Source organism: Sphaerisporangium rhizosphaerae (assembly GCF_042665155.1).
Classification (GTDB): domain Bacteria; phylum Actinomycetota; class Actinomycetes; order Streptosporangiales; family Streptosporangiaceae; genus Sphaerisporangium; species Sphaerisporangium rhizosphaerae.
The window spans coordinates 90,927-104,241 of the sequence record NZ_JBHTCG010000005.1 but is presented as its reverse complement, the minus strand read 5'-3'; the positions used below and the strand labels follow the sequence as shown (position 1 = coordinate 104,241).

The window sequence follows — 13,315 nt, the reverse complement described above, 5'->3', positions numbered from 1 at the left end:
GGCCGCCGCGGCCGTCACGCCGCGCCGTCCTCGCGGAGTCGCGCGCTGCGCGGGCGCATGTCGGTCCAGATCTCTTCGATGTGGCTCAGGCACTCCTCCTTCGCGCCGGTGAACCCCTCGGCCCGCCACCCGGCGGGGAGCTCCTGGTCGAGGGGCCACAGCGAGTACTGGTCCTCGTCGTTGACGACCACCTGGTGCATGTCACGCCTCCGTCGTTTCGGTACGGGTAGGGGTGGAGCCTCGCAGCGCCTGGACGCCGACCAGGTCGTCGGCCACGGCGTCGGGGACCTCCTGGTCGAAGCGGGCCAGTGCGGGGACGCGGGTCGCGACCAGCACGATCAGCACGATGACGGCGCCGAACAGGACGTACATGAGCCCGATGCCGCGGCCGGGGCCGGTGCCGAGGAGCGCCCCGACGGTGGGGGCCAGCGCGCCGCCGCGGGCGAGCAGCGGGTCGAGCACCGCCGCGGCGTACGGGGCGACCAGCCCGAAGCCGATGGGCAGGGTGGACCACGCGATGAGGGTGTTCATGGCGAACACCCGGCCGTGGAACCGCTGCGGCACCTTGACCTGCACGATGGTCGTGTAGATGCCGTTGAGCAGAGTGATCCAGAGCGTCATGCCGCACACCCCGACCGCGATCACGGTCAGATCCGCGCGCAGGCCGGTGACCAGGCAGAAGCAGCCGAGGACCAGCGTGCACAGCAGCACCCCGCGCAGCCGCATGCGGCGCGGGCCGCCCCAGACGATCATGATGAGCGCCCCGGCGAACGTCCCCACCCCGGCCAGGAACGCGATGCGCCCGACGTCGGCGAGGCCGGCGAAGGACAGCACGAGCGGCGAGAACATCAGCAGGAGCGGAGAGAGGAACACGTTCAGCACCACGAAGAACAGCAGCATCGCCACGAACCCGCGGTGCCCGAGGGAGTAGCGCAGCCCGCCCAGGATCTCCGCCTTGATCGACTCGCGGCGCCGCCAGGGCATCGTGGCGGGGAAGCGGACGGCCAGCAGCGTGACGATCGCGACCGCGTAACTGGCGACGTCCAGGACCAGGATGCCGCCGAGCCCGATCCCGGCGAGCAGGCCCACCGCGAAGATCGGCACCAGGAGCTGCGCCGTGCCGTTGCCCAGTTGCATGATCCCGACGGCGTGCCCGAGGTAGTGCTTGGGCACGAGCTGCGGCACCGCCGACATGTAGGCGATGCGCTGGAAGGTGAGGGCGACCGACAGACAGCCCAGCAGCGGATAGATCAACCCCACCGACAGGTGGCCGGTCCACAGCAGGACGCCGAACGCGAGCTGGATGGAGAAGGCGGCCACGTCGCCGGCCAGCATCACCCGGCGCCGGCTGGCCCGGTCGACGATCGCCCCCGCGACGGGCGCGGTGAGCAGCCCCGGCACCAGGCCGACGACGGCCATCAGGGCGAACATCGCCACCGACCCGGTCGTCGTGTAGACCCACAGGGGGACCGCGAACTCGGTCAGCGCCGACCCGACGACGGAGGTCAGCTGGCTGAGCGCGACGGCCAGGAAACGCGGGATGCTGGGCCGCACGCCGCCGGAGGTCACCGGCGTGTCCGAGCGGGACGTGTCGTGCAGCCACCAGGTGGCCTCCGGCTCCCGCGCGCGCCCGTCCCCAGGTTGGGGTTCGGCCGAAGCCTGGTGGGACGTGGTGTCGTCTCCCGGTCCCGGTTCGGCGGGGGCGCGGTGGGGTGCGGTGACGCCGGGCTCGGCCAGACCCGGGGCGGTGACGTCCGGTCCGGGGGTGGTGAGGGTCTGGTGGGTGATGGTGAGGGTCTGGTGGGTGGTGGTGACGATCTCGGCCAGTTCCTCGGCGCGGTACTTGAGGAAGAAGTGACCGGCCTCGGCGAGGACGACGACGGCCGTCGCCGGGGTCAGGAAGTGCCACTCGCGGAAGCGTTCCTGGTAGTAGTCCGTCGCCGGGTCCTCGGTCCCCACGACGCTGATCACCGGGGCGCGCAGCCGGTCGGCGCCGCCCTCCAGCAGGCGGGAGTAGTAGTCCTCGGCCTCGCGCGAGTCCCGGCGCATGTTGCGGACGATCCGCCGGGCCTGCGCCGGGTCGATGTCGCCCATCTCCAGGCCCATCGAGATCAGCCAGTTGACGTACCGCTGGTCGCCGCGCAGCCGCTCCGCCTCGGCCAGCCGCGAGATGCGCGACAGCAGCGCCCCGCGCGGCCGGGCGAAGGGGAAGATGCCGCCGATGTAGACCGCGACGAGGTCGCGTCCCGCCGCCTCCAGCCGCCGGGAGAGCTCGACGGTGAGGGCCGAGCCGACACCGCAGTGCCCGTACAGGATGACCGGGCCCTCGACCTTGTCCAAGATCTCGCGGACGCACGCCTCGGCGAGGTCGTCGAACGGCAGCGTGCCCTCATCCACCCCCACGTCGTGGCCGGGGATCGCCACCGACCACAGTGCGTGCCCGTCGGGCAGGGCGTCGGCGAGGGGCTGGTAGACCACCGCGCTGCCGCCCCCGTACGGCACGCACACGTAGCTGACCACCGGCGTGGTGCTGCCGGCGGCGGTCAGCCGGTGCAGCAGCTCGCGGGGCCCGCGCCGTTCGGCGGGGACGTCGGCGAGCGCCGCCAGCTCGCGGACGGTGGGGTGCTTGAAGACGTCCATCACGCCGACCTGGCCGTCGACGCGGCCGCGCAGCCGCGCCACGACCTGGATGGCGAGCAGGGAGTGCCCGCCGAGGTCGAAGAAGTCGTCGTCGAGCCCGACCGTCTCCACGCCGAGCAGCTCGGACCAGATCTCGGCGATCGCCAGCTCGGTGGGCGTGACGGGCGGGGCGAACTCGACCGCGGCGTCGCGCCCGGCGACCGGCGCGGGCAGGGCCCGTCGGTCCAGCTTGCCGTTGGGGCTGAGCGGAAGGGCCGCGAGGCCGACGTAGCCGCTGGGCACCATGTAGTCGGGCAGCGTCTTCTTCAGCTCCGCCCGGACGGCGGAGACGTCGGCGCCGTCCGGCACCAGGTAGGCCACCAGGCGGTCCTCGCGGACGATCACGGCGGCGTCCCGCACGTCGGGCAGCGCCCGCAACGCGGCCTCGATCTCGCCGAGCTCGATGCGCAGGCCGCGCAGCTTGACCTGGGTGTCCAGGCGGCCGAGGAACTCCAGCGCCCCGTCGGGCCGGCGCCGGACCAGGTCGCCGGTGCGGTAGAGCCGCGACCCCGCCGGCCCGAACGGGTCGGGGACGAAGCGGTCGGCGGTGAGCGCGGGCCGGTTCAGGTAGCCCCGGGCCAGGCCGGCGCCGCCGATGTGGAGCTCGCCGGGCACCCCGATCGGCGCCGGGTCCATGGACTCGCCGAGGACGTACAGGGCGGTGTTGGCGATGGGAGCGCCGATCGGCACTCTGGCCAGCCCGGCCAGGGCCGCGGGCCGGCAGTGCCAGGCGGACACGTCGACGGCCGCCTCGGTCGGCCCGTACAGATTGTGCAGCTCGGCCGAGGGCAGCGCGGCGACGCAGCGGCGAGCCAGGTCGGCCGGGAGCTCCTCGCCCGAGCAGATCACCCGGCGCAGCGACCCGCAGCCCCCCGCGCCGGTCATGCCCGTCATGCCCGTCATGCTCTTCGCGCCGGCCATGCTCGCCGCGCGCGCCATGTCGCCCGCGCCGGCCGCGCCCGCGCCGCCCGCCTCGCCGAGGAACACCGCCAGCATCGAGGGCACGAAGTGGGCGGTGGTCACCCCCTCGGTGACGATCAGCTTGCGCAGGTACGCCGGGTCCTTGTGGCCGCCGGGGGTGGCGAGCACCATGCGCGCGCCCTGGCGCAGCGGCCAGAACAGCTCCCACACCGACACGTCGAAGCTCAGCGGGGTCTTCTGGGCGACGACGTCGCCGGCGTCGAGACCGAAGCGGTCCTGCATCCAGTCGAGGCGGTTGGCGATGCCGCCGTGGGTGTTGGGCACGCCCTTGGGCCGTCCCGTGGAGCCGGAGGTGTAGATGACGTAGGCGACGTCGCCGGGACGCACCTCCGGCAGCGGTCCGGAGGCGCCGGTCCAGGCGTCCGGGTCCAGGACGTCGTCCAGGTCGAGGACGCGCGCCGTCGTGTCCGGGAGCGTGGGCCGGATCCGCCGCTGGGTGAGCAGCACGGCGGGAGCGGCGTCCGCCAGCATGAACGACACCCGGTCCGCCGGGTAGTCGGGGTCGACCGGCAGGTAGGCCGCGCCCGCCTTGAGCACGCCGAGCAGGCCGGGAAGCAGTTCCAGCGACCGCTCGGCGCAGACGGCGACCACCGAGCCCACGCCCACCCCGAGGCCGCGCAGCGTGTGCGCGACGCGGGTGGCGGCCGCGTCCAGTTCCCGGTACGACAGCGAGCGCCCCTCGAAGCGGACCGCGACCGCGTCCGGCGTGCTCGCCGCCCGTGCCGCGATCGGCCCGTGCAGGGTCGCCTCGCCGGGGTACTCCGTGGCGGTGTCGTTCCAGCCGTCGACGACCAGGCGCCGCTCGTCCTCGGTGAGCAGGTCGACGCGCGACAGGGGGAGCTCGGGCCGGGCGGCCACCCGCTCCAGCAGGGTCCGCAGGTGTTCGGCCAGCCGCTCGACCGTGGCCGCCTCGAACAGGTCGGTGTTGTAGACCAGCAGCCCCGACAGGCCCCCCTCGGAGTCGTCGGCGAGGTAGAGCTCAAGGTCGTAGCGGGTCGCCCAGGCGTCCACCGGGAAGTCGGCCACGCTCAGCCCGCCGGGCGGCCGCACCGCCCCGGTGCGGTAGTTCTGCATGGCGAAGATGACCCCGAACAGCGGCGAACGGGACACGTCGCGGGGCAGGTCGAGTTCGGCGACGAGCTGCTCGAACGGCAGGTCCTGGTGGGCGAAGGCGTCCACGGACATGTCCCGGACCCGGTCGAGCAGCTCGCCGAAGCTCGGGTCGCCCGACAGGTCCACCCGCATCGTCAGCATGTTGACGAAGCAGCCGATCACCCCGTCCAGCTCCGGCAGCCGGCGTCCGGCGACCGGCGAGCCGACGGCCACGTCGGTGGCGCCCGCGTACCGGCCGAGCAGCGCGCCGAGCGCGGCGAGCACGGTCATGTACGGCGTGGCCCGGTGCTCGCGCCCCAGCCGGGCCAGCGTCCCGGTCAGCTCGGCGCCGAGCGGGAAGGCGTGCGCGGCGCCGGCGTAGGTGCGCTCGGGCGGACGGGGAAGGTCGGTCGGCAGGTCGAGCGGTTCCAGCCCGGCCAGCCGCTCCCGCCAGAACGCGAGCTCGCGCCGCGGCGGTTCCAGGCTCCGCTGCCAGGCCGCGTAGTCGCCGTACCCCACCTCGGGCGCCGCGGGGACCGTGCCTTCGTACCGGGCGAAGACCTCGCCCACCAGCAGTTCGGCCGACCAGCCGTCGGCGGCGATGTGGTGCACGCCGATCACCAGCACGTGGTCGTCCTCGGCCAGCCTGACCAGCAGCGCCCGCGCCACCGGGCCGCTGGCCAGGTCGAACGGCACCGAAAGGAACTCCTCGGCCAGGGCCTTCGCGGCGGCCTCGCCGGGAGCGTCGCGCACGGTCAGCGGCAGGGGCGCGGCGTCGTCGGTCACCGCCTCCGGGCGGCCGTCCCAGGTCGCCGGGTAGCGCGTGCGCAGCACGTCGTGCCCGGCCGCGACGCCCGCGAGCGCGGCGGCCAGCCGATCCGGGTCCAGCGGGCCGCGCAGCCGGAGCCTGAGCGGGATGGTGAGCTGGGTGGTGCCGGGCGCGAACTGCTCCAGGAACCACAGCCGCTCCTGGGCGTGCGACAGCACGGGCGGCTCCCCGGCGGGACGCGCCAGGATGGTCCGCCGCGGCGGCGCCGCCGCCCCTTTGCGCAACCGCCGCGCCAGCAACTCCCGCTTGGTCGCCGACAGCCCGTCCCGGCCACCGGTCGGCACGTCTTGGCCGGCGGGCGGTCCGTCCGGGGTCGTGGGCGGCTGGTTCTGGCTTGCGGGCCGTCCGTTCCGGTCGCCGGGCGGTTCGCCGCCCGTCGGCAGGCCGTCGTGGACTGTGGGCTCGTCCTCGGTGGCCGGCCGTTCGCCGGCGCCGGTGCGCGTGCCGCTCAATGGAGGACCTCCGTGTCCAGCAGGCGGGCGGCTTCGGCTTCCGACAGGCCGGAGAGCTGCTCGACCAGCAGGTTCTCCACCGCCTCCGCCAGCCCGGCGACGGTCGGCCGGTCGAACACCGTGCGGATCGGCACCTCGAGGTCGACGGCGTCGCGCAGCAGGGCCGCCACCCTGATCACCAGCAGCGAGTGGCCGCCCAGGGCGAAGAAGTCGTCGAACGCGCCGACGACCTCCAGGCCGAGCACCTCCGCCCACACTCCGGCGACCAGGACCTCCGCGTCGGTGCGGGGAGCCACGAACGCGACGGCGTGTGCCGGCGCGGGCGCCGGCAGCGCCGCCAGGTCCACCTTGCCGGTGACCGTGAGCGGCAGCGCGTCCATCGCCACCCACGCCGTCGGCACCAGGTGCGGCGGCAGGGTGCCCGACAGCAGCCGTCGCAGATCGTCCGGGTCGGCGGTCCCGGTCACGTACGCCACCAGCCGGTCGCCGTCGGCGACCACCGCCGCCTGGCGCACCAGCGGGTCGGCCAGCAGGGCCGCCTCGACCTCTCCCAGCTCCACCCGGAAGCCGCGCACCTTGGCCTGCCCGTCGAGACGGCCGAGGAACTCAAGGGTCCCGTCCGGCCGCCAGCGCGCCCGGTCGCCGGTCCGGTACAGCCGGGAACCCGGCGGGCCGTACGGATCGGGGACGAACCGGTCCGCGGTCAGCGCCGGACGGCCGAGGTAACCGCGCGCCAGCCCGGCCCCGCCCAGGTACAGCTCACCGGGGACGCCCGGCGGCACCGGCTCGCCGTGCGGGCCGAGGACGTGCGCGGTCGCGCCGGCGATGGGCCGCCCGATGGACGGACGCCGGCCGGCGTCGGCGGCGCCGAGCGCGGCGGCCGTGGCGATGACGGTCGCCTCCGTCGGCCCGTAGGTGTTGACCAGGCGGACCCGGTCGCCGAAGCGGTCCCGCCAGCGGGCGACGGCGGCGGCGTGCGCCTGCTCGCCACCGATGATCACCAGGCGCAGCCGCTCCGGCCAGGTCAGGTCGTCGAGCGCGTCGGTGAGCCGGTGCCAGTAGGCCGTCGGCAGGTCCAGCACGGTGACGTCCCGGCCGGCGGGGGTGCGCAGCACGTCCGGCAGGGTGGCGGCGCCGTCGGGCAGCAGCAGCACCGACGCCCCCGCCGTCAGCGCCGGGTACAGCTCCTCGGCGTGGGCGTCGAAGCTGAGCGAGGCGAACTGGACGACCCGGTCGCCGGGGCCGAGGTCGTAGGCCTCCGGCATCCAGCGCACGCGTCCGGCCAGGGCGCCGTGCTCGACCAGCACGCCCTTGGGACGGCCGGTCGATCCCGAGGTGTAGATCACGTACGCCGAGTCCCCCGGCTCGACGGCCCGCCACGCGTCGTCGCCAGATTCGGCGGCCGACCACGTGGGGTCACCGGGCTCGGCCGTCAGCCGCGTGTCGCCGCCGGGCTCGGTCGTCCACCACGTGTGGTCGCGCGGTTCGGCGGCCGGTCGTGTGTCGTCGCCGAGCCGGGTCGTCCGCCACGTGTCGCCGCCGGTGTCCGGCTCGGACGGGGCGGTGAGCAGGGGAGTGCCCGGTGGCAGACGGTGGGCGAGCGCTTCGGCGGTGACGACCAGGCGGGCGCCGCTGTCGCCGACCAGGAACGCCAGGCGCTCGTCCGGGTACTCCGGATCGAGCGGCAGGTAGGCGGCCCCGGCCCGCCACACGGCGAGCAGCGCGACCAGCGCCTCGACCGAGCGGCCGAGGCAGACGCCGACGACCGAGCCCGGGACCACCCCGCGCCGCCGCAGGTCCGTGGCCAGCCGCGCCGTCCGCGCGTCGAGTTCGCCGTAGCCCACCTGCTCGTCACCACAGAGCAGCGCCGTGGCGTCGGGCGTCGCGGCGGCCATCCGCGCGAACATCGCCGGGACCGTCTCCACGGCGGCCTCCGGGGAGTCCTGGGTCGTGGGGGCGTCGGATAGATCGTCTCCGCCCGTGCGGCTCGCGGCGAGGAAGGTCTCGTCGGTGGGGGTCAGCATCGGCAGGCGGGAGATCGGGGTGGCGGGGGCGTCGGCGATGCCGCGCAGGAGGGTGGCGAACCGCTCGGCGAGAGCTTCGACGGTCGCCGCCCGGAACAGGGTGGCGTCGTAGCCCAGCACGGCCAGCAGGCCCTCGCCCTGACGCCACGTCTCCAGGGCCAGGTCGAACTTGGCCTGCCGGTACCCGCCGTCGAACAGCTCCACCCGCAGGTCGCCGACGCGCTCGGGCGGGGCGCCGTCACCGGCCTGGCTGTGCAGGATGATCATGGTGGACAGGAGCGGGTTGTGGTGCACGTCCCGCGGCACGCCCAGCTCTCCGACCAGCCGCTCGAACGGCACCGTGCGGTGCGCGTGCGCCTCCAGCACCGTGCGGCGGGTGGCGTCGAGCAGATCGGCGAAGGCCGGGTCCCCGGCGAGATCGCCGCGCAGCACCAGGGTGTCGGTGAGGTAGCCGACGACCGGTTCGAACTCCACCCGGTCGCGGACCGCCCAGGGCGTGCCGACCAGGATGTCGTCCTGTCCACTGTGCCGGGCCAGCAGCACCTGGTAGGCGGCGGCCAGCACCATGAACAGGGACGCGCCGTGCTCCTGTGCCAGCCGTTCCAGCCGGGCGACGACCTGCTCGGGGACCGGGAACGGGTGGAAGGCCCCCTCGGGCCGCCGTCCCCGGGGCAGGTCGGTGGGCAGTTCGAGCGCCGGCGGCGCGGCGAGCTTGCGCCGCCAGTACTCCAGCGCCTCGTCGGCGGCCGGTCCGGCCTCCTGTTCCCGCTGCCACAGGGCGATGTCGCCGTACTGGACCGGCAGCGCGGCCAGCCTCGGCTCGCGCCCCTCCGCCCGGGCCTGGTAGAGCGCGAACAGGTCGTCGAGCATGATCCCGAGGGACCACCCGTCGGTGATGATGTGGTGCAGCACGAAGCAGAGCACGTGGTCGTCCGGGCCCAGGGCCAGCAGGCTGACCCGCAGCGGCGGCGACCCGGCCAGGTCGAAGGGCGCGTTGGTGCGCGCGGCGACCAGGCTCCGGGCGCGGTCCTCGGCGTCGGCGAACGAGGTGAGGTCGAGCCGTTCGACCGGGACCGGGCCGGGCGGGTGGACGACCGTCACCGGCTCGCCGTCGGCGCCGCCGTCGGAGAAGGAGGTCCGCAGGCTCTCGTGCCGTGCCACCACCGCGTCCAGGGCGGTGTCGAGCGCGCCGGCGTCGAGCGCGCCGCGCAGCCGCAGTACCAGGTACATGTTGTACGAGGCGTCCTCGGGATCGAAGCGCTGCAGGAACCACAGCCGCTGTTGCGCCGGCGACATCGGCGGCTGGACTCCCGCCGGGCGGGGCCGCACTCCTGCGGGCTCGGGCGCCTCCTCTTGCCGGCCCCCGGCTTCCTCGCGCAGGCTCGCGATCTCCTCGGCGACCCCGATGACGGTGGGGTCGTCGAAGAAGGCGTCGAGCGACATCTCCACCCCGAGGCGTTCCCTGATCCGCGCGGTGATCTGGGTGATGGTGATGGAGTGCCCGCCGAGGTCGAACAGGTCGTCCTCGTCGCCGATGTCGTCGAGCTCCAGGACCTCCCGCCAGATCCGCCGGACCTCCTCGACCAGCCCGGCGTCCCCGTCCTCGCCCAGCCCGGCGTCCCCGCCCTCGACCAGCACTGCGACCCCGGCCTCGGCAAGACCGGCGCCCCGGGCCTCGCCAAGACCGGCGCTTCCGGTCTCGCCCAGTACTGCGCGCTCGGTCTTGCTCAGACCGGGAGTCCCGGTCTCGCTCGGCACCGTGGCGCCGGTCTCGCCGGGCGCGGCGGCGCCGGTACCGCTGGGCACTGTGGCGCCGTGCTCGCCGTGCTCGCCGTGGACCACGGTGGCGGCCGTGCTGCGGCGGCCGCCGTGGGAGGCCGCCGGTTCGGGCAGGGCCGCGCGGTCGAGCTTGCCGACCGGGTTCAGCGGCAGGGCGTCCAGCATGACGTACGCGGCGGGCAGCATCGGCCGGGGCAGCGTCCGGCCCAGGTGGGCGTTCAGCGCCCCGGGTTCGGGGGACGTGCCCGCCGCCGGCACGACGTACGCGACCAGCCGTGCCTCGCCGGCGTGCGTGCCGGCACTTGAGCCCGCGCCCGTGCTCGCGTCCGTGCCCGTGCTCGTGCCCGCGTCTGTGCTCGTGCCCGCGTCTGTGCTCGTGCCCGCGTCTGTGGCTACGTCCGTGCGCGCGTCCGTGCCCGTGAGCAGTACGGCGGCCTCGGCGACCTGCGGGTGGTCGAGCAGGCGGGCCTCGATCTCGCCGAGCTCTATGCGGTGGCCGAGCAGCTTGACCTGGCCGTCCTGGCGGCCGAGGAACTCGATCTCGCCGTCCGGCCGGTGGCGGGCGAGGTCGCCGGTCCGGTACAGCCGCGACCCCGGCGGTCCGAAGGGGTCGGGGACGAACCGCTCCGCCGTGCGGCCCGGCCTGCCCCGGTAGCCGCGCGCCACTCCGGCGCCGCCGATGCACAGTTCACCGGCCACGCCCGTGGGCACCGGACGCAGCGTCTCGTCCAGCAGGTACACCTGGGTGTTGGCGATCGGCCGTCCGATCGTGACGACCTCGGCCTCGCGGGACCTCTCAGCCTTGCCGGACCTCTCGGCCTCGCGGGACCCCACGGCCGCGCGGGGCTCGCCGGTACCGGCAGCAGGGGGTCGACCGGCCCAGCCAGGTTCGCCGGGTTCGCCGAGGGTGCTCCAGATGGTGGTCTCGGTCGGGCCGTACACGTTGAAGACGCGACCGAAGCGGGCCCGCAGCTCTCCCGCGAGCCGGGGTGGCAGCGCCTCCCCGCCGGTGAGCGCGGTCGCCCCCGAGATGCCACCGGGCAGCAGCAGCCGCCACACCGACGGGGTGGCCTGCACGTACGTGACGCCCTGCTCGGCGACCAGGCGGGCCAGCGCCTCCGGGCGGCGTACGGCGCCGGGGGCGGCGACGACGACCGTGCCTCCGGTGACCAGCGGCAGGTAGAGCTCCAGGGCGCTGATGTCGAACGCGGGCGAGGTGAGCGCGAGCCAGCGGTCGCCGGGCCCCGAGCCGAGCCGGTCGCGCATCGAGAGCAGCAGGTTCGCCAGGTTGCCGTGCTCGACCTCGACGCCCTTCGGGCGGCCGGTCGACCCCGAGGTGTAGATGACGTAGGCGAGTTCTCCGGGTGAGGGCGGAGTCTGCTCGTCCCCTCCGGCCGGGTTCGCGTCCTGTTCCTCTCCGGCGGGGTCCGCGTCCTGTTCCTCGTCGTCGACGAGAAGGACCGGCCCCGGCAGGGCGCAGGGCACGGCGGTGTCCGACAGCACCAGTCGCGGCCGGGCGTCCTCCACGATCATGGCGAGCCGTTCCGCCGGATGGTCGGGGTCCAGCGGCAGGTACGCGGCGCCCGCCTTGTGCACGGCGAGCAGCGCGGCCGGCAGCGTGTCCGAGCGCGGCAGGCACACCGCGACGAGGTCGCCGCGGCGCACCCCGGCCCGCCGTAGGCGCCTCGCGATCCGGCCGGCCGCCGCCTCCAGCCCGGCGAAGGTCAGCGAGCGGTCGCCGAAGGTCACCGCCACCGCGCCGGGGCGAGCCCGTACCTGCTCGGCGAACAGGTCGTGCAGCGTCGCCGCGCCGTAGTCCGCGGCAGTGGTGTTCCACTCGGTGACCAGCCGCGACCGCTCGGCCGGGGAGACGACCTCGAGATCGGCGAGACGGACCTCGGGGTCGGCGGCGGCGTGGCCGAGCAGCGCGCGCAGGCCGTCGCGGAACCGCTCGGCGGCGCCGCGGTCCAGGGCCGCGGGGTCGAACCTCAGGCAGGTGGCCAGACCGTCGGGGCCGTCCACGAACTGCAGGTGCAGGGCGTTGCGCACGCCCCCGCCGAACATCGTCCAGTCGGCCGACACCGCGAGACCGGGGAACTCCGGCTCGGCGTCCCGCCTGCGGTAGCTGATCGACACCGGTGCCACGGCGGCGCGCGACGCCTGGCCGAGCGCCCGGGTGAGCGGCACCTCCCGGTGCGCGTACAGCTCGCGCAGCACGGCACGGACCTCCCGGACGAACGCGTCGAAGCTCTGCCCGGGCTCCGGGCGTGCGGTGACGGGCAGTTCGTTGACGAACGGCCCGATGTGGTCGCGGGCCGCGGGCCCGCGCGTCGTGACGTCGATCATGACGGCCGGGTTGTCGGCGCCGTACCTGAACAGCAGCGCCTGCACGGCGGCGACGAGCGTCTCGAAGACCGTCGCGCCGGCCGTCCGCGCCACCTCGGCGGCGCGGCGGCGTAACTCGTCGTCGGCGCCGCCGCCGATCTGCTCACCGGGCCCGTAGCGGCTCGCCGTGCGCCGCTGCCCGGGCAGCGCGAGGTCGGCGGGCTCGCTCCAGCGTTCCGACCAGAACGCGCGGGCCGCGGGCAGCGCGGCCGAGACCCGGTCCTGCTCGTCGCGGGCCGCGTCGGCGAAGGACAACGGGTGCCGGGGCGCGGTCGCCTCGGCGTAGTACCGGGCCAGGTCGCGGACCAGGATGTCCTTGGACATGCCATCGAAGACCAGGTGGTGGGCGACGAACAGCAGCAGGTGCCGCCGTGGGCCCGCGGGGGCCAGGACGAACCTGGCCGGCGGGCCCTTCTCCAGGTCGAAGGCGCGGGCGGTCTCCTCGGCGATGAGCCGGTCGAGGGCCGCGGGGGAGGGATCGGGCAGTTCGACCACGGTGACCGGCGGCTCCGCGGCCTCGGCCAGGTGGAGCCCGTCACCGTCCTGCACGACGGTGGTGGCGAGCACAGGATGCCGGGCCACCACGCCGGCGCACGCCGACAGCAGCGCGGACACGTCGAGGTCGCCGTCGAACCACAGGGCGAGCGGCATGTGGTACGCCGGACCGGCGCCCCGCCGCGCGCCGATCCAGATGCCCTGCTGGGCGGGCGAAGCCGGACTTGTCTGCTCTCGGTGGGTCATGTGCGTTCTCTCCGGTCCATACGCGTGAGTCGCCGGGGTGCCCGCAGGCCACCACCCGCCGCGTCGCTCCGAAACATTTTTCCCCCAGCACCGCTATTTCGGCCCACCGCACCCCGCAGATGGGCATAGAAGTACCAGTTCATCCGGTTTTAGGGATCGCCAGAACTCCTGGTATCGGCAGAATAGGCACACAGGCCGGGAAGAAACAGAGAAAAATCGAAAGTTGTGAACCGAAACTTTTCGGACTACTTCACGCTGTCGGACGGCCACCTTCGGTGCGACCGCTGACCTCGTCCGCGGGATAGCCTCGCCACCGCGCACGGGCTGGAGCGGCGGGAGGCGCTCAGCGAGAC

At 74.7% G+C, this 13,315-nt stretch carries 3 protein-coding genes; all 3 read right to left on the bottom strand.

Annotation, left to right across the window (positions count from 1 at the left end; translation table 11 throughout):
- Positions 1-14: 14 nt before the first annotated feature.
- The 3 genes from ACFQSB_RS09485 to ACFQSB_RS09475 are packed head-to-tail and all read right to left on the bottom strand — an operon-like array spanning position 15 to position 12,962.
- Positions 15-200: an MbtH family protein gene (locus ACFQSB_RS09485; protein WP_380825678.1), complete on the bottom strand. Its 186-nt coding sequence runs from the start codon at positions 198-200 to the stop codon at positions 15-17.
- A 1-nt stretch (position 201) separates the two neighbouring features.
- Positions 202-6,033: a non-ribosomal peptide synthetase/MFS transporter gene (locus ACFQSB_RS09480; RefSeq protein ID WP_380825677.1), complete on the bottom strand. Its 5,832-nt coding sequence runs from the start codon at positions 6,031-6,033 to the stop codon at positions 202-204.
- Positions 6,030-12,962, bottom strand: coding sequence for an amino acid adenylation domain-containing protein (locus ACFQSB_RS09475; protein ID WP_380825676.1), 6,933 nt, complete (start codon positions 12,960-12,962; stop codon positions 6,030-6,032). Before ACFQSB_RS09475 ends, ACFQSB_RS09480 begins: the two co-directional genes overlap by 4 nt.
- Positions 12,963-13,315 lie beyond the last annotated feature (353 nt).